Genomic DNA, 25104 nt, shown 5'->3' with positions numbered 1-25104 from the left:
GCCGGACGAGCCGCCCGCGGGCCCCGCGGCGGCGGGCTTCCCGACCGCCGCCCCGCCCGGCGCCGTCGCCACGACCGGCACGGCGACGTCCCCGCCCGCGCGGCTGGGACCGTCGCCGCGGCTGGCGGTGATGTTCCTGCTGCCCGCGGTGCTGCTGCTCGCCGCGTGGATGATCTATCCGCTGATCTACTCGATCTGGCGCAGCCTGTACGACGCGACCGGCGGCACCTTCGTCGGGCTGCGCAACTACATCTCGATCTTCACCGACTCCGGGACGCTCACCACGATCAGGAACAACATCATCTGGGTCGTGGTGGCCCCCGTCATCGTCACCGCGCTCGGCCTGATCTTCGCGGTGCTCACCGAGCGCATCCGGTGGTCGACGGCGTTCAAGCTCGTGCTGTTCATGCCGATGGCCGTCTCCCTGCTCGCCGCGGGCGTCATCTTCCGCCTCGTCTACGAGCAGGACCCGGACAAGGGCGTCGCCAACGCCATCATCACCACCGTCCACGACACGTTCTCCGCGAGCGCCGGCTATCCCGGCGCCCGGCCCCGGGACAACGACCAGGCGCCCGCGGTCGCGCAGGGCGGCGCGGTGGTGACCCGGCAGCCGGCGCGGCCGGGGACCCCGGTGCTGATCCCGCTCGTCGGCCTGACCCAGGACGTGGTCAAGGACGCCGCGCCCGCCAAGGCCGCCACCGGCGGAGACGGCCTGAGCGGCACCGTGTGGCTCGACGTCGTACGCGGCGGCGGAGGCACGCTCAACCAGGTCGACCCGCAGGAGAAGGGCCTGGCCGGCGTGACGGTCGAGGCGGTCTCCGGCGGGGTGGTCAAGGCGACGACCGAGACGGCCGCCGACGGCACGTTCCGCTTCGCCGGACTGCCCGCCGGGTCCTACGACGTACGGCTGCCGCAGTCGAACTTCACCGCGCCCTTCAACGGCATCACCTGGCTGGGGCCGTCGCTGATCACTCCCGCGATCATCGGCGCGTACATCTGGGTGTGGGCCGGCTTCGCGATGGTGCTCATCGCCGCGGGCCTTTCGGCGATCCCGCGCGACGCCCTGGAGGCGGCCCGCATCGACGGCGCCACCGAATGGCAGGTGTTCCGCAGGATCACCGTCCCCCTGCTCGCGCCGGTCCTGCTGGTCGTCTTCGTCACGATGATCATCAACGTGCTGAAGGTATTCGACCTGGTGTTCATCATCGCGCCCGGCTCGGTGCAGCCGCAGGCCAACGTGATCGCGCTGGAGATGTGGCGGGTCTCGTTCGGCGGCGGCGGCAACCAGGGCATGGGAAGCGCGCTGTCGATCTTCCTGCTCCTGCTGGTGGTGCCCTTCATGATCTTCAACATCCGCCGGTTCAGGAGGGACGAGCGATGACGACCCTGGCCGAGCCGGCCATCGAGCCGAACCCCGCCTCCTCGATCCGGCGCGGGGTGGTGTCCCGCGTCGCCGACCGCCTGGGCGGCGGCCTGGTCCAGGTCTTCCTGATCCTGGTCGCGCTGTTCTGGCTGCTCCCGACCCTGGGCCTGCTCGTCGTGTCGCTGCGCGGCGAGACCGACAACAACTCGTCGGGCTGGTGGACGCTGTTCACCAAGCCGGCCCAGCTCACCGTCGAGAACTACTCCAACCTGCTCGCGTCGGGCTTCGGCTCGTCGTTCTGGAACACCGTGCTGATCACGGTGCCCGCGACCCTGCTGGTGATCGGCATCGCCGCCATGGCGGCGTACGCCTTCGCCTGGATCGAGTTCCCCGGCAGGGACACGGTGTTCCTCGTGGTCATCGCCCTGCTGGTCGTGCCCGTGCAGATCGCGCTGATCCCCATCGCGAAGTTGTACGGCCTCCTGGGGATCTTCGGCTCGATCCTCGGGGTGGTGCTGTTCCACGTGGCCTTCGGCCTGCCGTTCGCCATCTTCCTGCTGCGCAACTTCTTCGCGGGCATCCCGCGGGAACTGCTGGAGGCGGCGCGGATGGACGGCGCGCCGGAGTGGCGGATCTTCGTCACCGTGGTGTTCCCGCTGGCCAAGCCCGCGATCGCGTCGCTCGGCATCTTCCAGTTCCTGTGGGTGTGGAACGACCTGCTCGTCGCGTTGGTGTTCGCCGACACCGACAACCAGCCGATGACGAAGGCACTGCAATCCCAGATGCGGCAGTTCGGCACGAACGTGGACATCCTCGCGCCGGGTGCGTTCCTGTCGCTCCTCGTCCCGCTGGTGCTGTTCTTCGCCTTCCAGAGGTACTTCGTGCAGGGCATGCTCGCGGGTTCGGTCAAATAAGGCCGGCCGGAGGCCCCTTCCGGGGCCTCCGGAACCCCCGCATCAGATCGGCATACCGGGGAAACGTCCCATCTGTGGCAGGCTGTACGAGAAGAACGTCGGATGCCCGCTTCACGGGGGTAGGCGGGCATCCGATCTTTCCGCCGCCGGGCCGTACGGGGCCGGAAAAGCCGATAGAGTCCGCGGACATGTCAGGACGTCCGTTGCAGGAACTCGTGGAAACCGGATGGGCCGAGGCCCTCGAACCCGTGGCCGGGCGCATCGCCGCCATGGGCGACTTCCTCCGGCAGGAGATCGCGGAAGGCAGGCAGTACCTCCCGGCGGGGGACAACGTGCTCCGCGCCTTCCGGCAGCCGCTGAGCGAGGTCCGGGTGCTGATCGTCGGCCAGGACCCCTACCCCACCCCCGGCCACCCCGTCGGCCTGAGCTTCTCCGTGGCCCCTGACGTGCGGCCGCTGCCGGGCAGCCTGGTCAACATCTACAAGGAGTACACGGCCGACCTCGGTCATCCCCTGCCGTCGAACGGCGACCTCACCCCATGGACCGAGCAGGGCGTGCTCCTGCTCAACAGGGTGCTGACCGTGATGCCGGGCAAGCCCGCCTCGCACCGGGGCAAGGGCTGGGAAGAGGTGACCGAGCGGGCGATCACCGCCCTCGTCGAGCGCGGCGGCCCGCTCGTCGCGATCCTGTGGGGCCGTGACGCCCGCAATCTGCGCCCCCTGCTCGGGCAGGTGCCGTGCGTCGAGTCGGCCCACCCGAGCCCGCTGTCGGCCCGCAGCGGGTTCTTCGGCTCCCGTCCGTTCAGCCGGGCCAACGCCCTTCTGGAGCAGCAGGGCGGAACACCGGTCGACTGGAAGCTGCCGTGACGGCCCACCGATAGGATCACCACCATGAGCGATGGAACGGACACCGGTCGCTATCTGCGGCTCACCGTCGACCTGGTGGTCGAGGTCCTCGACGTGGACGCGCTGCAGGCGGCGGCGCTCGCCGAGATCCGCGACCCCCAGGCCGAACTGGACGACGCCGAGCGGCAGGAGCAGATCGAACTGGTCAACTCCGACGAGACTGGCGCGGCGGCCCTGCAGTGGCTGATCGAGCCCGATCACGTGCTCGGCCTGGTCGAGCACGTCACCGAGGTCGAACCGCGGGAGGCGATGCTCGGGGTCGAGCCGTCGGACGGCATGCTGGAAGACGAAGACGACCACGATCACGATCACGATCACGACGAGCCCGGCCACTGATCAGCCGTACGGCTCACGGCGCGGGCCGCGCCCGTCTCCCGGCGCGGCCACGGCGCGGTGAAGGACGACGACGGGCGTCAGGGGGAATGCGGTTGCCCGGCGGACCGCGTACGTCGTAAGGTCGGGCCACTCTGAACCGGGCACTCCCCAGAAGTACGCCGCAGAACGGGGAGCGTATCGCGAAGGCCCTGAGAGGGCGGCACGTTCTGTCCGCACGCCCTTTCGGAGGCAACTCATGAACGTGGGTCTCGGCCTGCCCGTCACCGATCCCGAATCCCTGCTCGACTGGGCCCGGCGCGCCGACGCCGGTCCCTTCACCACCCTCGGACTGCTGGACCGTCTGGTCTTCGACAATCCCGAGCCGCTGGTCGCCCTCGCCGTCCTCGCCGGCGCCACCTCCCGCGTGCGCCTGCAGACCGAGGTGCTCCTCGCGCCGCTGCGCGAGACCGCCCTGCTCGCCAAGCAGGCCGCGACCCTCGACCGCCTCACCGGCGGGCGCCTGGTCCTCGGGCTGGGCGTCGGCGGCCGCGAGGACGACCACCTCGCCGCGGGCACCGACATCCGCACCCGGGGCCGCCGTCTCGACGCGCAGATGGCCGTCCTGCGCCGCGTCTGGGCCGGTGAGCCGTACGGGGAGGGGGCCGGTCCCATCGGCCCCGCGCCCGCCCGTCCGGGTGGCCCGGAGATCCTTTTCGGTGGGTTCAAGCCCGCCGCCCTCCGGCGGGTCGGCCGCTGGGGTGACGGCTTCCTCTGCGCCGCCGCGCCCTCCTGGGCCGGCCCGCTGTTCGAGACCGTCCGTACGGCGTGGCGGGAGCACGGGCGGGACGGCGCCCCGCGCATGGTCGCCCAGATCAACGCCGCGCTCGGGCCCGAGGACGTGATCGACGAGGCGCGCCGGGCCATGGCCGTCTACTACCGGTTCACGGAGGCGGCCGACCACATGGTCGCCGGCATGCGCACCACCCCGGCCGAGATCCGCGAGGCGATCGCGCGGTTCGAGGACCTCGGCGCCGACGAGGTCATGCTGTACTGCCACGGGCGCGACCCGGACCAGGTCGGCCGCTTCGCCGACATCCTCTGACCGGCCGGCCTCCGCCGGGCGGCGCCGGTGATGGCGGGGCCCGGCGATGCCGCAGGGTGTCGCACCCGCTTAGGCCGGCGGGCGAGCCGGAGGCGTCAGACCGGCTGGAGCGGGTGGTGGGGACCGGCGGGCAGCTCGACGCGGATCGGGTCGCCCGGCCGGACCTCGCCGCCCGTCACGACGACGCCCATGATCCCGGCCTTGCGCACCAGGTTGCCTTCCTCGTCCCGGTCCAGCACGGCCTTCATCAGCCCGTCCTGGAAGCCGTTGAGCTGGCCGCAGGGGTTGCGCAGGCCGGTCACCTCCACGACGGCCGACTCGCCGAGGTGCAGCCGTGTCCCGGTGGGCAGCCCGAGCAGGTCCACGCCCCTGGTCGTGACGTTCTCCCCCATGTCCCCCGCCCGTACGGCGAAGCCCGCGTCACGCAACTCGTCGTGCAGTTCGGCGTGGACGAGATGCACCTGGCGGAGGTTCGGCTGGTCCGGATCGCGGGCCACCCTCGACCGGTGCTTGACCGTGGTCCCGGAGTGGGCGTCCCCCTCGACGCCCAGCCCGGCCAGCAGCCTGACCGAGTCCAGAGGCGCCTTGCTGAAGGTGTGGGTCGCGCTGCGGCTCACCGCCGTGACACTTCCGGTCATCTCCGTTCCTCCTTCGCTCACCCGAGCATGTCCTCCTTCGCTCACCCGAGCATGCTCGCATCCGTGTGCGGGCCCGGGAAGCCGGTCGGACCGCCGCTCCTCGCCCCGCGCCCGTTTCCCGGTGTGCGCCAATCGTCCCGGCTTCGCACGACGCGCCACGACCGGGCGCGCAGCGATCGGGAGCGCGGGCGTCAGGAGCTCAGCAGCTCCTCGCGGCGGCGGGCGAGGGACTCCTGCTCCCGCGCCAGGTGACCGCACCGGGCGGACAGTTCGTCGACCATTCCCCCCACCCATTCGGCCACCTCCCGCACCGCCTCCCCCGTACGCGCGATCCGCTGGTGCTTGATGGCGTCGGTGATGATGTTGTCGAAGAAGACGTCGGCGAACCAGCGGGTGTCGACCTTCGGCAACTGGGGCGCGGCGGCGACGCCGATGTCGGCGAGCTCCCGCGAAAACCGGTCGAGCGCGCCCTGCGCGTGCCAGGCCGCCTCGTCGGCCTGACGCAGGTGCCCGTGCTCGACCATGTCGGCGAAGCCGCCGCCGCTGAACATGTCCCAGGTCGAGGCGCCCCGCGCGCCCCCGAGATGCCGCAGGACGTAGCCGACCGCCTGGCCCGCGGCCGCCCCCGCCTGCCGCGCCTCCTCGTGCTCGCGCAGGTCCGCGGCTACGTTCGCGAGCCGCGCGGCGACGTCGGAGAGCTCCCGTCCGCGCGGGTCGCCCGACTCGACCAGCATCCGTTCCTTCCGCGCGAGCAGCACCTCCAGCTCGTGGTGGGGGTTGCCGAGCTCCGCGAGCGACTGGTCCGTGGTGCGCAGGTCACCGCTGAGCCACTCCAGGCGGGACCGCTGGCCGCCGACCCGCTGGCGGGCCGCCACCGCCTCGGCCCGTTCCCGGGCGAGGCGCTCCTCCTTGTTCCCGGTCAGACCGGCCAGGAAGCCGGCGAAGCCGCCCTGCTCCAGCTTGGCGACGTCCCGGTCCTCCTTGGCGAGCTGCCGTTCCAGGTCCGCCAGGACGCCACGGACCTCCTCGATCTGGGTCAGGAGAGTCGCACGCTGCCGCATGAGCTGATCCCGGCGGCGGGCGCGGTCCCTCGCGTCACGGATCTCGTCGTCGATGGCACCAAAAGGAATCACATCTCACAGACGTACGAAAACCGCCCTGATGTTCCCACCCCGGCACCGCGCCGGTCACCAGGCGTCAGGGGACCAGCACGATCTTTCCCGTGGTCCTGCCGGCCTGTCCCTGCTCGTGGGCCCTCGCCGCCTCGGCCAGGGGCACGGTCAGCTCCACGTGGACCGTGAGCCGGCCCCCCTCGACGAGTGCGGTCAGCTCCGCCAGATCGGGCGCCGAGGGACGCACGGAGACGATCTGAAGCCGGACGCCGAGCGCGGCCGCCTCCTGCGGGGTGATGCCCGGGTTTCCGCCCACTGCCGAGACCAGCAGGCCCCCGGGCTTCAGGGTGGCCGCGGAGCGCTGTCCGTACTCACCGCCCACCAGATCGAAGACCACGTCAACCGGCCGGGCGGCCGTCACGAAGTCCTCCGCGGTGTAATCGATCAAGGCGTCGGCGCCCAGACCACGCAGGAACTCGTGCTTGTCCGCCCGGGCGGTGCCGAGGACGTACGCCCCGCGCGCCTTGGCGATCTGGACCGCGAGGTGACCCACTCCCCCGGCGGCGCGGTGGACGAGCACCCGGTCGCCCTCCTTGATCCGGGCGATGCCGACCAGCGCCTGCCACGCGGTGAGACCGGCCAGCGGCAGCCCCGCCGCCTGCGGGGCCGTCAGCCCGGCCGGCCTGCGGACGATCTCGTTGTGCGAGGCGAGCACGTACTCCGCGTACGCGTTGCCGGCCGCGGGGAAGCCGAGCAGCCCGAGCACCTCGTCTCCCGGAGCGTAGGCGGACACGCCCGGCCCGGCCTCCTCGACCACGCCCGCCACGTCCCAGCCCACGGTGAACGGCGGGTCGCCGAGCAGGGGGAAGGCTCCCGCCCGGACCGCGGCGTCGACGGGGTTGTACGCCGCCGCCTCCACTCTGACCAGGACCTGCCCCGGGCCCGGCTCCGGCCGGTCCACCTCGGTCACCCGCAGGACGGACGGCTCCCCGAAGGCCGACTGCGTGACTGCTCTCATCGTCTTCTCCTCACTGCCGCATCGGCCGGGGGCCGACCTGCGTGGCCGGTCCCCTCATCGCGATCAAGCGTGGACGACCCCGTATCCCATGGAAAGAAGGCACCTTTCCGGTATATAGGTACCTCGTGGAAACCATGTCACGACTGCTTCCCCGGGGCGCGGCAGACGCGTACCTGCGCGACTGCGCCTCCCGGAAGGTCCTGGACAGCATCGCGAACAAGTGGACCTGCCTGCTCGTGGACGCCCTGCGCGACGGCCCGGTCAGATTCGGGGCGCTGCGGCGCAGGCTCGACGGGATCACCCAGAAGAGCCTCACCCAGACGCTGCGCGCCATGGAGCGCGACGGGATGGTCGTCCGGACCATGTATCCCACGATTCCTCCCCGGGTGGAGTACGAACTGAGCGACCTCGGGCACAGCCTGGTCGTGCTGATGGAGGGCATCCGGGTGTGGTCGGAGACGCACGTCGGCGAGATCGAGGCCGCGCGGGCGGCCTTCGACAGCCGGGCCGCGGAGGAACCGCAACCGGTCCGGCCCGGCTGACCGCGCCCACGCGGTGGTCGCATGCCCCGGCCGGCCCGGCGCGCTCCACATGTCAGGCCACCAGCAGGCCGGGCGTGTGGTGCGGATGGCGGTTCCCCTTGTCCCGACCGCTGTCCTGACCGCCCGACCGGCCGGGCCTGAGGCAGGAACAGGCCGCGGCCTCCGAGGCGAGCCGCACACGCAGAAGGCCGCCGTGGCCCGGCCCGCCGAGCGAGGCGTCGGACTCGGCCCCGGCCACCACTGGCGGTTGCCGCCGCCCGCCTGCCTCGTCCCACCCGGCCGAGACGACCGCGTATTCGGCCCCGGCCACGCGCAGGCGCTGATCGATGCTCCGGAAGGGCGCCGCAGGACTCGTCGAGAGCCAGGTGAGGTGACCCTCCAGCAGCGCTTCGGCGGCGGTCCGCAGCGCGGTGACCGCGCAGAGGCTGTGCACGCAGGCGAGCCCGGTCAGCGTGATCTCCGGAAGCCCGAAGCGTCGCAGCCCTCGCGACACGGCGACGAGACAGGCGCATCCGCCCGCGCCCGCGTCACCATCGGCACCCGGACAGACGCCGTCGCCCGTGCCCTCACCCGTGCCCTGATCCGTGCCGTCGCCGGGATCGGCAGCGCCACCGGCGTCGAGCGCGCATCCGGCCGCGGATTCCGCGCACGACAACCTCCAGCCCAGCCAGTCGTCACCGAGATCGAAGTCCTCGCGCTCCCCCGGGCACTCGGCGCAGTGGTAGACCGCCCCGCCGACGAGCGGGTCGTACAGCGTGCCGTGGCAGGCCTCCGCGATTCCGCGCGCGGCCGCCCGGGCGACCTGCGCGGCCTCGGGTTGTTCCCCGACGGGGGCCGTGCTCGTCACCACCACGTGGTGACGAGCACGCCGTACCCGTTTCAGATCGTCGCGGCCCAGGTCCATCCGCCGCCAGGGAGACCGTGCCGAACGGAACTCCGCCAGCTCCAGCCGGGCGGTTCCGAGCGCCTCCCTCGCGCTCCGCCGATGGGCCGGGCCCATCCGCCAGGGCACGACCGACGACAGGTCGGCCGGCGTACGGTCGGTGACCACGACGAAGACCGACGAGGTCTGCGCGGGTACGGGATAGGTGAGACGCATGGCTCCTCCTCGAAGGGTGCTGCGTACGCGGACCGCTGAACGGCCGCGATCTGCCGCGGGAAGTGCCGGAGGAACGGCCGCACGCCGCGCCGGCCGCTCCTCCGATCGCCGCGTGCACAGCCTGCGCCATTTCCGCGGCACGCGTCGCACCCGAACGCCGCTCTGTGGATAACCGATCCATCGAGCCGATCGTGGCGGCCCGTATGGCTGGATTGGTCCATAGATCAGCGGCGTGACCCGCCACAGGGACGTCCGCTACTCGGCACAGAGGTCCCTGAGCAGCACGTATGGCTCGACGCCGCGCCTCTTGGGGCAAACATTACCCTTAATGTCACAAACTTGGACGATTCGATGACTTGAACTGTTCATGTTTAGGGAGATAGGTTGGCGTCATGACCGCACCCAGGACTCCGACCGCCGCCGAGGAGCTGCGCGGTGCCGGCCTGCGGGTGACGGCCGCGCGCGTCGCACTGCTGGAGACGGTCCGGCACGGTGACCATCTCGACGTCGAGACGATCGCGTCAGGAGTCCGCGACCGCGTCGGCCACATCTCTCTCCAGGCCGTCTACGAGGCCCTCCACGCGCTCACCTCGGCGGGCCTCATCCGTCGCATCGAACCGGCCGGCAGCCCGGCCAGATTCGAGGGGCGCGTCGGGGACAACCATCACCACCTCGTGTGCCGGTCCTGCGGTGTCGTCGCGGACGTCGACTGCGCGGTCGGCGAGGCCCCCTGCCTGACCTCTTCCGACGACCACGGCTTCGCCATCGACGAGGCCGAGGTCATCTACTGGGGCCTGTGCCCCGGCTGTTCCAGCGCACGCAGCTCCTGAGCCCCATGATCCGCTGATTCAGAAGGATTTCCATGACTGAGAACCATGACGCGATCGTTGTCGACCCGAAGACGGAGGGCGAGGGCGGCGGCTGCCCGGTCGCGCACGAGCGCGCCCTGCACCCCACCCAGGGCGGCGGCAACCGCCAGTGGTGGCCGGAGCGGCTCAACCTGAGGATCCTCGCCAAGAACCCCGCCGTGGCCAACCCCCTCGGCGAGGAGTTCGACTACGCCGCGGCGTTCAACTCCCTCGACCTCCCGGCCGTGAAGCGGGACATCGCCGAGGTGCTGACCACCTCGCAGGACTGGTGGCCGGCCGACTTCGGCCACTACGGCCCGCTCATCATCCGGATGGCCTGGCACAGCGCGGGCACCTACCGCATCAGCGACGGCCGCGGCGGCGCCGGCGCGGGTCAGCAGCGTTTCGCCCCGCTCAACAGCTGGCCCGACAACGCCAACCTCGACAAGGCCCGCCGCCTGCTGTGGCCGGTCAAGAAGAAGTACGGCAAGAACATCTCCTGGGCCGACCTCATGATCCTCGCCGGCAACGTCGCGCTGGAGTCGATGGGCTTCAAGACCTTCGGCTACGCGGGCGGCCGTGCGGACGTGTGGGAGTCCGAGGAGGACGTCTACTGGGGTCCCGAGACCACCTGGCTCGGCGACGAGCGCTACACCGGCGACCGGGAGCTGGAGAACCCCCTCGCCGCGGTGCAGATGGGCCTCATCTACGTCAACCCGGAGGGCCCGAACGGCAACCCCGACCCGCTCGCCTCGGCCCGCGACATCCGTGAGACGTTCCGCCGGATGGCGATGAACGACGAGGAGACGGTCGCGCTGATCGCGGGAGGCCACACCTTCGGCAAGACCCACGGCGCCGGCCCGGCCGACCACGTGGAGGTCGACCCCGAGGCCGCCCCGATCGAGCAGCAGGGTCTCGGCTGGAGGAACACGTACGGCACCGGCAAGGGCGGCGACACGATCACCAGCGGCCTCGAGGTCACCTGGACGCCCACCCCGACCACGTGGGACAACAGCTTCTTCGAGGTCCTGTTCGGCTACGAGTGGGAGCTGACCAAGAGCCCCGCCGGCGCCAACCAGTGGAAGCCGAAGGACGGCGCGGGCGAGGGCACCGTCCCCGACGCCCACGACCCGTCGAAGCGCCAGGCGCCGAAGATGCTCACGACCGACCTCGCGCTCCGGTTCGACCCGATCTACGAGCAGATCTCGCGGCGCTTCCTGGAGAACCCCGACGAGTTCGCGGACGCCTTCGCCCGGGCGTGGTACAAGCTGACCCATCGCGACATGGGCCCGGTCGTGCGTTACCTCGGCCCGGAGGTCCCGTCCGAGGTGCTGCTGTGGCAGGACCCGCTCCCCGAGCGGACGTACGAGCTGGTCGAGGCCGCGGACATCGCCTCCCTCAAGGAGCGGATCCTCGCCACCGGCCTGCCGGTGTCGCAGCTGGTGTCCACCGCCTGGGCGGCGGCCGCGTCCTTCCGCGGCAGCGACAAGCGCGGCGGCGCGAACGGCGGCCGCATCCGCCTCCAGCCGCAGAGCGGGTGGGAGGTCAACGACCCCGACCAGCTCGCGACGGTGCTGAGCGCCCTGGAGGGCGTCCAGCGGGAGTTCAACGCCCAGAGCGGTGACAAGCAGGTCTCGCTGGCCGACCTGATCGTGCTGGCCGGATGCGCCGCCGTCGAGAAGGCCGCCAAGGACGCCGGTTTCGACGTCGAGGTGCCCTTCGCGCCGGGCCGCGTGGACGCGTCGCAGGAGCAGACGGACGTCGAGTCGTTCGCCGCGATCGAGCCGAGCGCGGACGGCTTCCGCAACTACTACGGGAAGGGCAACCGGCTGCCCGCCGAGTACCTTCTGATCGACCGGGCGAACCTGCTGAACCTCAGCGCCCCCGAGATGACGGTCCTCGTCGGCGGCCTGCGCGTCCTGGGCGCCAACCACCAGCAGTCGAAGCTGGGCGTCCTCACCGAGACCCCCGGCGTGCTGACCAACGACTTCTTCGTCAACCTGCTCGACCTGGGCACGGAGTGGAAGTCGACGTCCGAGGACCAGACCGCGTTCGAGGGCCGCGACGCCGCCACGGGCGAGGTCAAGTGGACCGGCACCCGCGCCGACCTCGTCTTCGGCGCCAACTCCGAGCTGCGCGCGGTCGCGGAGGTCTACGCGAGCGACGACGCCAAGGAGAAGTTCGTGACCGACTTCGTCAAGGCGTGGGACAAGGTCATGAACCTCGACCGGTTCGACCTGCGCTGATCACGACCGTTCAGGCCGGCCCCACTCGGGCCGGCCTGAACGTTTTCCGTCCAAAGCCCAGCCGAGCAGCCATGCCGGCCAGAGTCGTGATGACGCACCCTCCGAGCAACCCCGGAACATCCCGCCCGGCTGAATCACCGTGCGAGCCGAGGCGTTGACAGACGGCGATCATGTGATTTATAGATTGACAGGAGGACATGACTCCCAGAAAAGGAGAGGTTGACGCCTGTGTGGAAGTCAAAACGCCTGTTGGGTGTTCTCGCCGCCTGCCTCACGGTGTCCACGGTGCCCCCAGCGGCTGCGGCGGCGAAGGCAGGACCCGCACAACCCGCTCGCGCCGCGTGCTCGACCTGGCAGTACATCACCGATTCCGGCATGCCCATCTACAACGGCGCAGGGACGGGTACCGGGGTCAAGGACTACACGCGCTCGAATGGATTCGTGAACATCACGCAGTTCAACGGTGACTGGCGCGGCGGCAACTTCTACACCGACCCGGGCCCCGTCTGGTACACCAGCGGCTGGATTCACCTCACCCATATCCACTACGTTCGATGCTGGTGAGTTTTCGATTTACCGGGTAATCCCTGAGGACCGCACCGCAACTTCGGGCTACGGAACGTGGACCCCGCGGAGTCGCGCGGCCAGATGCTCCAGTTCGCCGCTCACGGCCGGCGGGCGGGCTCGCCCGGCCGGACGACTCCGTGGGTGAGGCCGTCGGCCACCAGGCGGGCGAGATCCTCGCCGAGCGCCGCGGCCTCGCGCAGGGCCGCGCGGAAGTCCGCCAGGCGCCGGAACGCCTCGCCGTACCGGCGCTGCTCGGCCATCGGCAGCAACGGCACCTCCGCGCGCCGCACGTCCACCCGGTAGCGGGAGGACATGGTGCTGTAATGACGCACGTTCATGGACGCGCACACGAACCCGGCGAGGAAGTAGGGGTCGAGCGCCTCCGGGTCCGGCCGCAGCAGGGAGAGGTACGGGCCGAGCAGGGCGTCGCCGGTCGTCAGGACCCGGGCGACCGGGGCGGCGACGACCTGCGGCACCACGACGTCACCAGGCCGCGTGACGATCGCCTTCTCCACGGCCCGCTGCACCCCGGTGGCCGCACGTCCCTCCATCACGTCCTCGGCGGTGAGGACGGGCAGCCCGTACGGCGGCTCCGGTCCCTCCGGCACACCCGCGGGCCCCAGGGCGAGCATGCCCCGCCGCACCAGCTCGGGCAGCGGGACCAGCACGAGGTCCTCCGGCGGCCGCCCCCCGGCGCCGGGCATGAGGCCGGAGACCCGGTCGATCAGCCCGCCCAGCCGGTCACGCGCCCCGGTGATGCGTTCCGGTGACACGTCGTCGGCGGCCGTGGACAGATAACGGGCCGGGGTGAGGTCCACGTCCTCGTCGAGCAGGTCGACGAGCGGGACCGACCGGCTCACCTCCGGCTCGTCCAGCTCGCGCCCCTCGCCGAACTCCCGCCACGCCTCGACGGCCACCCTGGCGTAGTCGTCCTGCCTGCCCGAGGTGTCGACCATCAGGACGTGGCTCGGCGTGCCGCCCTCCGCCGGCTGGCGGAGGATCCACAGCGCCAGCCCGACCGCGACGTTGGGCACGACGCCCTGCGGGAGCGCGATGACCGCGCGCAGCGCGCCGCGCCGCAGGAGCTGGGCCCTGATCCGCCGGCCGGACCTGCGGGCGGCGACGGCCGGCGGCATCAGCAGCACCGCCACGCCCCCGGGCGCGAGGTGGGCGAGCGCGTGCTGCACCCAGGCGAGTTCGGGTTCCACGCGCGGCGGCAGGCCGTACTCCCATCGGGGGTCGGCGGTCAGCTCCTCATAGCCCCAGTTGCGGTCGTTGAACGGCGGGTTGCACACCACCGCGTCCACCAGTTCGCCGGGAAAGGCGTCCGCGCGCAGGGAATCGCCCGCCCTGATCTGGACGTTGTCGCTGCGCAGCGCGAGCCGTACGGCGGTGAGCCGGGCCGACGCCGGGTCGACGTCCTGGCCGAACAGGCGGGCCCCGGGCGAGCGCTCCAGCGCGCGGCCGAGGATGCGCCCGGAACCACAGGCCGGATCGAGCACCGAGCCGACGCGGTCGCCCACGAGGTCGAGCGCGAGCAGGACGATCTCGACCGGGGTGGAGTAGACGCGCCGGGTGTGCACCTCGAAGTACCGCTCGCGCAGGAACTCGAAGGTGGCGGACGCGCCGCGCTCCGCCGCCAGCGAGGCGATCGACCTGACCAGCGGCATCCGGGCCGGCGCGAGCGCCTCCGGGAACGCCCGGTCGCTGATGGTCTTGGCGCAGGCGGCCCTGACCCTGGCCGGGATCTCACGCGCGACCGTCTCGTCGTCTCCGGACGAGAGCCTCTCCCAGTCGTCCGCCTCGTGCTGCAGGTAGACGAGGAAGGCCCCGAGGTCGGCGATCAGGTCGGCGAGTTCGTCGTCGTCGGCCGTCGTGCGCAGTTCCTGCCAGAGCCACTCGTCCGGGGGCAGTTCCCTGCCCTCCGCGTGCCCGCGCAGCCAGTCCCGGACCTCGGCCAGCGAGAACGCGGGGCTGGTGGACGTGCCGCCCACGGGCTGGGGGAAGTCGTCGTGGCGGCGTCGCCAGTTGCTCACCGCCGCACGGCCCACACCGGCCATGCGGGCGATGTCGGCCGCGGTGACGTGTACGTCTCGGCGCACGTCCACCGTCCTTCCCCCCCCGTTCTACGAACAGAGGGGACGATAACCCACACCCGAGACACAGGCAACGTCGCGTCAAAGTCTGGTTGATGGCGTCAACACATGCTTCAATGGACGGCAAGCCCCGCCACAGAAGGGACCAGGGATCGTGACCTCTCCCATCACGCGACTCAGGTCGCTGCGCCGCGGACGCGCGATCCATCTCCTGGACATCGAGAACCTCGCCGGGTCCCCCCGGCCCACGACGTACGACGTGCGGCAGACGATGGGCGCCTACCGGCACGCGGTGCCGATCGGGCCGCTCGACCAGTTCATCGTGGCGGTCAACCACAACGCGCTGGTGCCGGTCGGGGTCGCCATGGGGCTCGCGCTCGGCGGCGTGCAGCTGCTGGTCCGCTCGGGTCCCGACGGCGCCGACCAGGCCCTCGACGAGGCCGCCCGTACGGACCGGGTCGACCTGCGCTTCGAGCGGGTCGTGATCGGGTCGGGCGACGGCTACTTCGCCGACCTGGCCGGGTGGCTGGCGGGATGCGGCCTGCACGTCACCGTCGCCTCCCGGCGCGACCGCCTGAGCTGGCGGCTCTACACGGCGGTCCCCGACACCGTCACCTTCTCGCTTCCCGTTCCCCAGGCCGCCTGACCGCGTTTCGATTTCGAGGGAATTCATCGGCCGGTCCGCCCGGGAGACATTTCGGCGGCGGATACGCAAAGGGAGTTCCACGGTCGGGGCGAATCTGGGAATATTGCCGGGCCAGCCGAGTACGGCAGAGCTTCGGGCACGGAATGCGAGATGACGCATGAACGTCGAGCCATCCGGCACCTCCCCCCAATCGCCTCTCAGAGCCGCGTCGGCCCTGCGACGCACCCAGGCGTTGTTCGACGCGATGTCGGGCGACCATCTGTTCCGCGAACAGTTCGTGACCGATCCGGCGCAGATTTATTCGGAGTACGTCCAGAGCGCGCCCCTCGATCGGCATCGGGCGGACGTCATCAACCAGTTCGTCTACGCCGTGCTGGCCAGCGACGAGCTGATGCAGTGGATCATCCGTTACCGCGGCGAGCGGAACGGCGTCGCGCCATCGGACGGTGAGCTCGCGACACAGTTCGCCCGCGCGGTGGTCGACACGAACGCGCACCACGTGGCGCTCGCCCTGATGCGAGCGGCGACCGAGCAGCAGCCGATCTTCCCGCTGGACAGGTCGATCAAGGATCTGATCTTCGGTGGCGTCGGGATCGGCCAGGGCGGTACCGGAATCCAGCTCACCGGAACCGCGGAAGGCACCGGCACCGTCACCGCCGAGACCAACACGGGTACCGGCACGGAGATGAGCACCGGCACCGGAACCGGCACAGAGATGAGCACCGGGACAGGCACCGGCACTGGAACGGAGATGAGCACCGGAACCGGCACAGGTACCGGAACGGAGATGAGCACCGGAACCGGCACAGGTACCGGAACGGAGATGAGCACCGGAACCGGCACAGGCACTGGAACGGAGATGAGCACCGGAACCGGCACCGGCACCGGCACTGGAACGGAGATGAGCACCGGAACCGGAACCGAGCCAGGGACGGAAACCGGAACAGGCACCGGGACAGGGACGGGGACGGGAACAGGCACCGGCACCGGCACCGGCACCGAGACGGGCCCCCCGGCCACCATTCCCGGCACCGATGTGACATTCACCTTCGGAAGCACTGAAGAGCACACATTTCCCCCAATTACCCATACGACCGAAATCACGTCAATCACCCAAATCACCACGCTGACGCCGCCGAGCACGTCCCCCGGGACATTCGGCGGAACGTCCCCGGGAACGTTCGGCACATTTGGCGGGACATTCGGTGGCACCTTTGGGGGAACGTTCGGGCACTTCAACATCAACGCCCTCGACTCGGGCGCGGCGCAGGTCACCCTGGAAACCCTGCGTGAATTCGCCGCTCAACTCCGCGATTCCGGTGTGCTCGACGAGATCGGGGGCGGCGGATGACCACCACCGGCACCGGCTCCCTGCGACAGACGACCCGGGCACTGCTGGAAGCCGGCCACCAGAGCGAGGCCTTCGCGCTGTGGTCAGGCGCGGACTTCTCCGACGACGACCTGGGCTGGCTGTCCGAACAGACCGGCGAACTGATGCGGTCCACGGATCTCACGCTCGCGGGCGAGTTCGCGCACCTGCTGGCGTCCATCCGCCGGGGCAGCCGGTGGTTCCCCGTCCGGAGCGCGGACGGCGCCACGCGCCCGGTCAACCGTTTCATCACGATCCACAAGTTGCGGCACGACATCGAGCAGTTCACCTACCTGCTGGAGTCGGGCATCCTGGGCGGCGAGTTCGGGGCGGTCGTCCAGGCCTACGCGGACACGGCCGACCGCCTGCTGGAAGCCGGCGTCGATCCCGACCAGCACGTGCCGTTCGACGAGCAGGCGGAGGCGGCGATAGGGGACGTCTTCAACCGCATCGTCACGCTGCAACCGGCGCCGCGCCTACCGCGGGCGCTGTCGGCTTCGTGGAACGGTCGGGAGGTCACCGAACGCTACCTGGCCAGTCGTGCCGGGCTGGTAGTCGTGGACGACTTCCTCTCCCCGGCCGCGCTGGACGCCGTCCGGCGCTTCTGCCTCGGGTCGACGGTCTGGTTCGGCAACCGCTACGCGAACGGCCGGCTCGGGGCGTTCTTCCACGACGGCTTCAACTGCCCGCTGCTCCTGCAGGTCGCGGAGGAACTCCGCGGCACGCTGCCGCAGGTGCTCGGCCCCTATCCGCTCCGCCAGCTGTGGGGATTCAAGAACAAGGACTACCTGCCCGGTGACACCACGACGCACGCCGACTTCGCCGCGGTCAACGTGAACTTCTGGATCACACCGTCGGAGGCCAACCTGGACGAGAGCAGCGGCGGCCTGATCGTGTACGGGGTCGACGCGCCGCCCGACTGGAACTTCCACATGTACAACGGCCGCCAGGACCTGATCAAGCCCTTCCTGGCCCAGCGGAAGGCTGAGGCGGTGCGGATTCCGTACCGCGCCAACCGGGCGATCATCTTCAACTCCGACCTGTTCCACGCGACCGCCGAGGTGCGCTTCCGGCCCGGTTACGAGAACCGCAGAGTGAACATCACCATGCTCTACGGCGAACGGGCCGACGACGTCCACCACCCCAGCCTGTCGCGGCAGGCGACGCCGAACCAGCTCCCCTACCGTCCGGCGTGGCGCTCCAACGCGCTGACCCGGCGGCGAGCGGGACGTTGACGTCGCAAGGTGACGTCGCAAGGTGACGTCACAACATGGCCAGGACGCCTACGTGCTCGCCGCCCTAGGGCACAAGCGGGCGGGATACTTCCTGGATTCGGGCGCCTCGAATGGGGTCCGATGCAGCAACACCAGGCTGCTGGAGCAGGAATACGGCTGGACGGGAATCTGCGTCGAGCCCAATCCGCACTACTACGCGGAGCTGACGGCGAACCGCCGCTGCCTCTGCGTGAACTGCTGCCTGTACGACCACGACGGCACGGTGGAGTTCGTGGAGGCGGGCACCATCGGCGGGATCCCCGGCGAGTACTCCCCGCAGCTGATCCCGTACGTGCGCCGGGCCCTGGACCTGCCGGACGACGCGCCGATGCCCGCGACGGTCGTGCCGTGCCGGACGGTCGGCTCGCTGTTGCGGCAGTTCGACGCTCCCCGTGTGATCGACTACTGGAGCCTGGACACCGAGGGTTCCGAGCTGGCGATCCTCCGCACGTTCCCCTTCGGCCGATACCTGCTGCGGATGCTGACGGTGGAGCACAACTGGGGGCCCCAGCGCCGCCCCATCCACGAGCTGCTGGCGCGGCACGGCTATCTGCGCGTCGCCGAGCTGGGCTGCGACGACGTCTACGCGCACCGGTCGGTGGTGTCCCGGAGCGGGGGCGGGGTGTGGCGATCACGGGCGTCGCCGGTCCGCGGACGCCCCCGCTCGTCCTGATCCCCGCCCCGGCCCGGCTCTCAGATCTCGGCGACGGCCAGGGAACGCGCCGGCAGGTCGAGGACGTGATCGGTCAGGCGGGCCGACTCGTCGGAGGCGAGCAGGAGGCGCGACGCGGCGAGCCGTACGGAGACCGGGTCGAAGGCGAGGTTGGCGGCGACCCGCAGCGAGCCGCGCTCGATCACCACGACCCGGCGCTCCTCGTCCACGTCGACCCGAACCCGGTCCATCCGGGGGTCGGTGAGGTCGGAATGTGACCTGCGCAGGGCGATCAGGGCGCGGTACCAGCCCAGCAGGGAGGCGTGCTCGTCCTTCGACAGCTCCTCCCAGTCGAGCTTGGACCGCAGGAAGGTGTCCTCCTCGCCCGGCTCGGGGGCCTTCCAGTCGTAGCCGAAGCCCTCGAACTCCTTCCTGCGCCGCTCGCCCTCGCCCTCGGCGAGGTGCCGCTCGAAGTGGTCGGTGAAGAAGTAGAACGGCGTCGTGGCGCCCCACTCCTCGCCCATGAACAGCATCGGCGTGAACGGCGAGGTCAGCAGCAGGCCGGAGGCCAGGCGGAGTTGGTCGGGCCGCATGCGGTCGCCCTCGGGCCGGTTGCCGATCTGGTCGTGGTTCTGCGCGCAGCAGACGAACCGGTGCCCCGGGATCCCGGCCGCCGGACGGCCGTGCGAGCGGCCCCGGAAGGACGAATAGGTGCCGTCATGGAAATATCCGGAGGTGAGCACCTTGGCCAGGGACGACAGCGTGCCGAAGTCGCCGTAGTAGGCGTTCGTCTCCCCGGTGACGTTCGCGTGGATGGCGTGGTGGACGTCGTCGTTCCAGCTCGCGTGCATGCCGAGGCCGCCCGCCTCGCGCGGCGTGACCATGCGGGGGTCGTTGAGGTCCGACTCGGCGACGAGCGTGAGCGGACGGCCCACCGCGGTGGACAGCGCGTCGACCTCCACCGACAGCTCCTCCAGGAAGTGGACGGCGCGCTTGTCGTGCAGCGCGTGCACGGCGTCGACGCGCAGTCCGTCGACGTGGTAGTCGCGCAGCCACTGCAGGGCGTTCTCGATGAAGTAGCGCCGCACCCCGTCCGAGCCGTATCCGTCCAGGTTGACCGCGTCGCCCCAGTAGGACCCCTTCGCGTCGTGGAAGTACGGCCCGAACTTGGCCAGGTAGTTGCCCGACGGCCCGAGGTGGTTGTAGACGACGTCGAGGATCACGCCGAGACCGGCCCGGTGACAGGCGTTCACCAGGCTCTGCAACCCGTCCGGCCCGCCGTACTCCTCGAAGACCGCGTACAGCTCCACGCCGTCGTAGCCCCAGTTGCGGGTGCCCGGGACGGGCGGGACCGGCATGAGCTCGACGAAGTCGACGCCGAGGTCCACGAGGTGGCCGAGCCGGTCGGCCACCCCCTGGAAGGTGCCCTCGGGCGAGAACGTGCCGACGTGCAGCTCGTAGATCACCCCGCCGCGCAGGTCCCGGCCGCGCCAGTCCTGGTCGGTCCAGGCGAACCTGTCCTGGTGGTAGACCCGGCTAGGGCCGTTCACGCCGTACGGCTGCCGCCGGGTCCTGGGGTCGGGGAAGGGACCCTCGCCGTCCACGTGGAAGGCGTAGTCGCGGTCGTGCTCGTCACCGGGCGCGGTCCACCAGCCGCCCTCGCCCGGCGACATCGCGTGCCGGGCGCCCTCGTACTCGACCTCGACCCGCGCCGCCCCCGGCGCCCAGACCTCGAACATGCCTCTTCTCCCCTTACCGACCAAGCCCCTGCTGACCAGCCCTGCTGATCACGCTTCGAGAATCGCGACCGGATGAACGGACAGCAGGTCGGCCATCCGCACCTCCCCGGTGTGCTCCGCCCCGGTGAGCAGGTCACGCCAGCGTCCCGGCGGCAGCGTGATCTTCTCACTCCCCCAGCCGCCCCGGCGCTCCAGCCCGGCCGGCAGCCGGGTCGCGACCACGGCCGCGGCCGTTCCCCGCCCGGGAACGCCCCTGGTGAACGCGACCGCGTGCTCCCCCGCCTCGATCGGCGCGTACGGCGCCTCGGGGTCGAGCCGTCCCCGCAGGCCGAGCGCGGCGGCGGTGACCCGGATCTTCTGGCCGTCCCAGCTGTCGTCGGGCTCGGCGAGCAGCCGGCGGCGGCGCTCGAAGTCCACCGGCCGCCGGTTGTCCGGGTCCACCAGCGAGAAGTCGGTGATCTCGTTGCCCTGGTAGACGTCCGGGATGCCCGGCATCAGGAGCTGGACGGCCTTCTGCCCGAGCGAGTTGACCCGGGCGTACCGGTCGACGACCTCGGTGAACGAGGCGACCGAGTAACCGCAGGCGTCGATCGCCCGCCGGGCGAAGTCCCTGATCCCCTCCTCGTACGCCGGGTCCGGGTCGACCCAGGAGATGGCGGTCTTGGCCTCCCTGGCCGCCTTGAGCAGGTAGTCGGTGAAACGGTCCAGGCTGATCGGCCAGGCCGCCATCAGCGACTGCCAGGCGAGGTAGTCGAGCCGGGGGTCGAACGACACGGCCGCCGACCAGGAGTCGACGGCCATCGTCCACTCCTCGGGCATCTCCGAGAGCACCGCGAGACGGGCGCGCACGTCCTCCGACCGCTTGGTGTCGTGGGTGGACAGCGTGGTCATCGTCCGCGGCGGCAGCCCGGCGCAGAACTCGTGGAACTCGGCCGGCGAGACCCCGAACCGGTCGGGCTCCCCGCCCACCTCGTTGAGGCAGGCCAGCGGATACCACCGGTAGAGCGCGGTGTCCTCCACGCCCTTGGCCATGACGGGCCCACAGGTCTGCTGGAAGCGGGTGACCGCGTCCGGCGGGCCGTACAGGACCAGGTCGGCGGCCTTGGCCACCGCGTCGGGGTCGGCGCGGCCGGCGGCGAGCCGGGCCGCCTCCGCGACGATCGCCTGCGCGTCGGCGGACGGCCGCTCACCCGGGTTCACGTACGCCCGGTAGACGGGCATCGCGGCCAGCAGCTCCACGACGGCCTCGCGCAGCGCCGGGTCGCCGAGGTCGGTGGTCAGCCGGTCGACCTCCCCGCGGAAGAACAGGTCGATGACGTGCTTCTTGGCGTCGTGACGCACGGTCTCGTAGTCGTCGCGCACGCCGGTGTGGCGGCCGAAGGTCTCGACCAGCGCGTCGCGGCCCGCCGGGTCCACGAACAGCCGGGTGATCATGTTGAGCGCGTCGTAGCCGGTGGTGCCGTCGCACGGCCAGTCGGCGGGCAGCCGCTCGCCGTCGATGAGGATCTTCTCCACCCACAGCGGGCCCGGCACGTGCGGGCGCAGCCACCGGAGGTAGCCGCGGGGGTCGGCCAGGCCGTCGGGGTGGTCGACGCGCAGCCCGTGGATCACGCCTTCCTCGATGAGGCGGAAGGTCACGGCGTGGGTCTCCTGGAAGACCTCGGGGTCCTCCACCCGCAGGCCCATCAGCGAGGACACGTCGAAGAACCGCCGGTAGCCGGGGCTCTCCCGCCAGTGGGCCAGCCGGTAGTGCTGGGCCTCCAGCAGGTCCGGCAGCGGCAGGTGCTCTGTGCCGGGCCTGATCGGGAACGCGTGGTCGTGGTAGCGCAGCACCCGACCGTCCACGCCGCGTTCGACCCGGAGCGCCTCGTCGGCGTCGTCGCCGAGCAGCGGCAGGGTGACCGGCCACTGGAAGTCGAACCACCGGGAGGCCGGCGACCCCGGGCCGTCCCGCAGTGCCGCCCACAGCCGCGCGTTGTCCGACTCCGGCACCGGCACGGTCATGTGGTTGGGCACGATGTCGGACACCAGCGGCATGCCCTCGGCCGCCAGCGCCCGCAGTCCCTCCTCGCCGCCGAACTCCTCGCGTACGCGGGTGTGGTCGGTCACGTCGTAGCCGTGCAGGGACTCGCGGCACGCCTGCAGGATCGGCGAGAGGTAGAGGTGGCCGGCGCCCAGCTCCCGGAGATATCCGACGAGGCCGGCGGCCTGCGCGAAACCGAAGTCAGGCGTCAGTTGCACGCGGTAGGTAGAACTCACTGGACCGCCCTTCGAAACACGTTCCCGGCGTGGAGAACCGCCGGGCAGTGACCGTTCTTGCCCGCCTGCCCGGCGGCTCACACCATCGGCACTCTAATCGGCCGTCCTCGCTGGTCAGACCGTTCTCGTCCAGGCCGTCACGACGTACGGCGGACGCGGCGCAGGACCCGCACCGACCGGCCGGTGACCGGCACCGCCTCACCGGCCCGGCACATCCGCGACTCGCTCTGCCCGGGCATCGCCGTGTCCAGCTCGGTGCACCACAGCTCGCCGTAGTTCTTCGGCACGGTGAACTTGAGCATCTCGTGGTGGGCGTTGAACAGCAGGAGGAACGAGTCGTCGGCGATCCGCCTGCCCCTGCTGTCGGGCTCGGTGATCGCGTCGCCGTTGAGGAAGACCGCCAGCGCCTTGGCGTAGCCGTTCGTCCAGTCGGCGTCGGTCATCTCGGTGCCCGACGGGGTGAGCCAGGCGATGTCGCTGAGCTCGTCGTGGGAGCCGCGCACGGGACGGCCGTAGAAGAAGCGGCGGCGCCGGAAGACGGGGTGGTCGCGGCGCAGCCGGGCGAGGCGCCGGGTGAACTCGAGAAGCTGTCGCCTCTCGACCGTCCCCGCGTCCTCCTCGGCGGTGGCCCCGGCCTCCAGCACGGCGCCCCAGTCGACCCAGCTGATCTCGTTGTCCTGGCAGTAGGCGTTGTTGTTGCCCTGCTGGGTGCGGCCGATCTCGTCGCCGTGCGACAGCATCGGCACGCCCTGCGACAGGAACAGCGTGGCCAGGAAGTTGCGCTTCTGCCGCTCGCGCAGCTGCGCGACCGGGCCGGTCGCCGGGCCCTCGACGCCGCAGTTCCAGGACCTGTTGTCGTCCGCGCCGTCGCGGTTGTCCTCGCCGTTGGCCTCGTTGTGCTTGCCGTTGTAGGACACCAGGTCCTGCAGGGGGAAGCCGTCGTGGCAGGTGACGAAGTTGATCGACGCGGCGGGGCGGCGGCTGTCGTCCTGGTAGAGGTCGCTCGACCCGGTCAGGCGGCTCGCGAACTCGGGCAGCGCGGCGGGCTCGCCGCGCCACAGGTCGCGGATCGTGTCGCGGTAGCGGCCGTTCCACTCGGTCCAGCGGGCCGGGAAGTTGCCGACCTGGTAGCCCCCCGGGCCGACGTCCCACGGCTCGGCGATGAGCTTGACCTGCGACAGCACCGGGTCCTGCTGGACGAGGTCGAAGAACGCGCTCAGCCGGTCGACCTCGTGCAGCTCACGGGCCAGCGACGCCGCGAGGTCGAAGCGGAACCCGTCCACGTGCATGTCCCGCACCCAGTAGCGCAGCGAGTCCATGATCAGCTGGAGCGCGTGCGGGCTGCGCATGAGCAGGCTGTTGCCGGTGCCGGTGGTGTCCATGTAGTAGCGGCGGTCGTCCTCGACCAGCCGGTAGTAGTTGGCGTTGTCGATGCCCCGCATGGACAGGGTCGGGCCCAGGTGGTTGCCCTCGGCGGTGTGGTTGTAGACGACGTCGAGGATCACCTCGATGCCGGCCTCGTGCAGGGCCTTCACCATCGCCTTGAACTCCAGCACCTGCCCGCCGCGCTGGCCCGAGCTCGAGTACGCGTTGTGCGGCGCGAAGAAGCCGATCGTGTTGTAGCCCCAGTAGTTGGCCAGCCCCCGCTTCTCCAGCATGTGGTCGGTCACGAACTGGTGGACCGGCATCAGCTCGATCGCGGTGACCCCGAGCGCGGTCAGGTGATCGATGATCTCCGGGTGGCCGAGCGCCGCGTACGTGCCGCGGATGCGGTCCGGGATCTTGGGGTGGGTGATCGTCAGGCCGCGCACGTGCGCCTCGTACAGCACCGTGTCGTGGTACGGCGTGGCCGGGGGACGGTCGTGCCCCCACCCGAAGAACGGGTTGACGACCACCGACCGCGGCACGTACGCCGCCGAGTCGCTGTCGTCCCGGCTGTCCGGCTCGCCGAAGCGGTAGCCGTACACCGCCTGGTCCCAGTTGACCGAGCCCTCCACCGCCTTGGCGTACGGGTCGATCAGCAGCTTGTTGGGGTTGCACCGCAGGCCCTCGGCGGGTGAGTAGGGCCCGTGGACGCGGTAGCCGTACCGCTGGCCCGGGCCGACGCCCGGCAGGTAGCAGTGCCAGACGAAGCCGTCGACCTCGGCCAGCGACACGCGCTCCTCGTTGCCCTCGTCGTCGAACAGGCACAGCTCGACCCGCTCGGCCACCTCGCTGAAGAGTGAAAAGTTGGTGCCCGCGCCGTCGTACGTCGCCCCGAGAGGATAGGAATCCCCTGGCCAGATCTCCCTCACTGGACCTCCTCGCCGTCCGGCTCGGCGGTCCTGCCGGGAAGCCCCCGGAGTCCACCGGCTCTATTTTCGCGATCGTTCCCGGTCCGGTCCCGTCCGGGACGGCCGC

21 protein-coding genes are annotated in these 25104 nt (G+C 70.9%); 13 read left to right on the top strand and 8 right to left on the bottom strand.

Features of this window, described 5'->3' with window-relative positions; translation table 11 throughout:
- Positions 1-130 precede the first annotated feature (130 nt).
- From HHX37_RS28970 to HHX37_RS28950, 5 genes are all read left to right on the top strand, one after another.
- A complete protein-coding gene (locus HHX37_RS28970) occupies positions 131-1381 on the top strand; it encodes an ABC transporter permease subunit (RefSeq protein WP_182887598.1) in 1251 nt (416 codons plus the stop codon).
- Positions 1378-2277 carry a carbohydrate ABC transporter permease gene (locus HHX37_RS28965; protein WP_117409986.1) on the top strand — a complete coding sequence of 300 codons (900 nt, stop codon included), beginning with the start codon at positions 1378-1380 and terminating at the stop codon, positions 2275-2277. Before HHX37_RS28970 ends, HHX37_RS28965 begins: the two co-directional genes overlap by 4 nt.
- 188 nt (positions 2278-2465) lie before the next feature.
- Entirely contained in the window at positions 2466-3143 is a 678-nt protein-coding gene (locus tag HHX37_RS28960; protein ID WP_117409985.1) for a uracil-DNA glycosylase, read from the top strand.
- A 24-nt stretch (positions 3144-3167) separates the two neighbouring features.
- Positions 3168-3518, top strand: coding sequence for a hypothetical protein (locus tag HHX37_RS28955; RefSeq protein ID WP_117409984.1), 351 nt, complete (start codon positions 3168-3170; stop codon positions 3516-3518).
- 235 nt (positions 3519-3753) lie between these two features.
- Positions 3754-4599 (top strand): LLM class flavin-dependent oxidoreductase, encoded by an 846-nt coding sequence (locus tag HHX37_RS28950; protein WP_182887504.1) that lies wholly within the window; start codon positions 3754-3756, stop codon positions 4597-4599.
- Positions 4600-4694: 95 nt separating this feature from the next.
- Here the strand turns inward: HHX37_RS28950 and HHX37_RS28945 are convergent, their stop codons facing one another.
- From HHX37_RS28945 to HHX37_RS28935, 3 genes are all read right to left on the bottom strand, one after another.
- On the bottom strand, positions 4695-5237 hold the full coding sequence (locus HHX37_RS28945) for an MOSC domain-containing protein (RefSeq protein ID WP_182876692.1): 543 nt from the start codon (positions 5235-5237) through the stop codon (positions 4695-4697).
- 191 nt (positions 5238-5428) lie between these two features.
- Positions 5429-6298 (bottom strand): hypothetical protein, encoded by an 870-nt coding sequence (locus tag HHX37_RS28940; protein WP_182887503.1) that lies wholly within the window; start codon positions 6296-6298, stop codon positions 5429-5431.
- Between the two features lie 136 nt (positions 6299-6434).
- Positions 6435-7367: an NADP-dependent oxidoreductase gene (locus tag HHX37_RS28935; RefSeq protein ID WP_182887502.1), complete on the bottom strand. Its 933-nt coding sequence runs from the start codon at positions 7365-7367 to the stop codon at positions 6435-6437.
- A gap of 134 nt (positions 7368-7501) precedes the next feature.
- Here HHX37_RS28935 and HHX37_RS28930 point away from each other — a divergent pair, with 134 nt between their 5' ends.
- On the top strand, positions 7502-7909 hold the full coding sequence (locus tag HHX37_RS28930; protein WP_117409979.1) for a winged helix-turn-helix transcriptional regulator: 408 nt from the start codon (positions 7502-7504) through the stop codon (positions 7907-7909).
- 52 nt (positions 7910-7961) lie between these two features.
- Here the strand turns inward: HHX37_RS28930 and HHX37_RS28925 are convergent, their stop codons facing one another.
- The gene (locus HHX37_RS28925) at positions 7962-9008 is read right to left on the bottom strand and encodes a hypothetical protein (RefSeq protein WP_182887501.1); all 1047 of its coding nucleotides are present in this window, start codon (positions 9006-9008) and stop codon (positions 7962-7964) included.
- A gap of 392 nt (positions 9009-9400) precedes the next feature.
- Between HHX37_RS28925 and HHX37_RS28920 the strand changes: the two genes are divergently transcribed.
- From HHX37_RS28920 to HHX37_RS28910, 3 genes are all read left to right on the top strand, one after another.
- A complete protein-coding gene (locus HHX37_RS28920) occupies positions 9401-9838 on the top strand; it encodes a Fur family transcriptional regulator (protein WP_138462226.1) in 438 nt (145 codons plus the stop codon).
- Positions 9839-9870: 32 nt separating this feature from the next.
- Positions 9871-12102 carry a catalase/peroxidase HPI gene (katG, locus tag HHX37_RS28915; protein ID WP_182887500.1) on the top strand — a complete coding sequence of 744 codons (2232 nt, stop codon included), beginning with the start codon at positions 9871-9873 and terminating at the stop codon, positions 12100-12102.
- A gap of 219 nt (positions 12103-12321) precedes the next feature.
- Positions 12322-12666, top strand: coding sequence for a hypothetical protein (locus tag HHX37_RS28910; protein WP_182887499.1), 345 nt, complete (start codon positions 12322-12324; stop codon positions 12664-12666).
- Positions 12667-12767: 101 nt separating this feature from the next.
- On the opposite strand, the gene HHX37_RS28905 is transcribed toward HHX37_RS28910, so the two are convergent.
- Positions 12768-14771: an N-6 DNA methylase gene (locus tag HHX37_RS28905; RefSeq protein WP_310740577.1), complete on the bottom strand. Its 2004-nt coding sequence runs from the start codon at positions 14769-14771 to the stop codon at positions 12768-12770.
- A gap of 148 nt (positions 14772-14919) precedes the next feature.
- Here HHX37_RS28905 and HHX37_RS28900 point away from each other — a divergent pair, with 148 nt between their 5' ends.
- From HHX37_RS28900 to HHX37_RS28885, 4 genes are all read left to right on the top strand, one after another.
- Positions 14920-15411: a hypothetical protein gene (locus tag HHX37_RS28900; RefSeq protein ID WP_182882676.1), complete on the top strand. Its 492-nt coding sequence runs from the start codon at positions 14920-14922 to the stop codon at positions 15409-15411.
- Positions 15412-15568: 157 nt separating this feature from the next.
- Positions 15569-16762 carry a hypothetical protein gene (locus HHX37_RS28895; RefSeq protein ID WP_182887498.1) on the top strand — a complete coding sequence of 398 codons (1194 nt, stop codon included), beginning with the start codon at positions 15569-15571 and terminating at the stop codon, positions 16760-16762.
- Positions 16759-18015, top strand: coding sequence for a hypothetical protein (locus HHX37_RS28890; protein ID WP_182887497.1), 1257 nt, complete (start codon positions 16759-16761; stop codon positions 18013-18015). The genes HHX37_RS28895 and HHX37_RS28890 overlap by 4 nt, the downstream gene beginning before the upstream one ends.
- 22 nt (positions 18016-18037) lie before the next feature.
- On the top strand, positions 18038-18727 hold the full coding sequence (locus HHX37_RS28885; RefSeq protein WP_182887496.1) for an FkbM family methyltransferase: 690 nt from the start codon (positions 18038-18040) through the stop codon (positions 18725-18727).
- A 20-nt stretch (positions 18728-18747) separates the two neighbouring features.
- Here HHX37_RS28885 and treZ read toward each other — a convergent pair whose 3' ends face one another.
- From treZ to glgX, 3 genes are all read right to left on the bottom strand, one after another.
- Positions 18748-20445: a malto-oligosyltrehalose trehalohydrolase gene (treZ, locus tag HHX37_RS28880; RefSeq protein WP_182887495.1), complete on the bottom strand. Its 1698-nt coding sequence runs from the start codon at positions 20443-20445 to the stop codon at positions 18748-18750.
- A gap of 48 nt (positions 20446-20493) precedes the next feature.
- On the bottom strand, positions 20494-22704 hold the full coding sequence (gene treY, locus HHX37_RS28875) for a malto-oligosyltrehalose synthase (RefSeq protein WP_310740576.1): 2211 nt from the start codon (positions 22702-22704) through the stop codon (positions 20494-20496).
- Between the two features lie 137 nt (positions 22705-22841).
- Positions 22842-24998: a glycogen debranching protein GlgX gene (gene glgX, locus HHX37_RS28870; RefSeq protein WP_182882671.1), complete on the bottom strand. Its 2157-nt coding sequence runs from the start codon at positions 24996-24998 to the stop codon at positions 22842-22844.
- Positions 24999-25104: the final 106 nt, after the last annotated feature.

Source organism: Microbispora sp. H10885, assembly GCF_014161415.1.
GTDB classification, from domain to species: Bacteria; Actinomycetota; Actinomycetes; order Streptosporangiales; family Streptosporangiaceae; genus Microbispora; species Microbispora triticiradicis.
The sequence above is the reverse complement of the archived record's forward strand: the minus strand, read 5'-3'. Positions and strand labels throughout refer to the sequence as shown.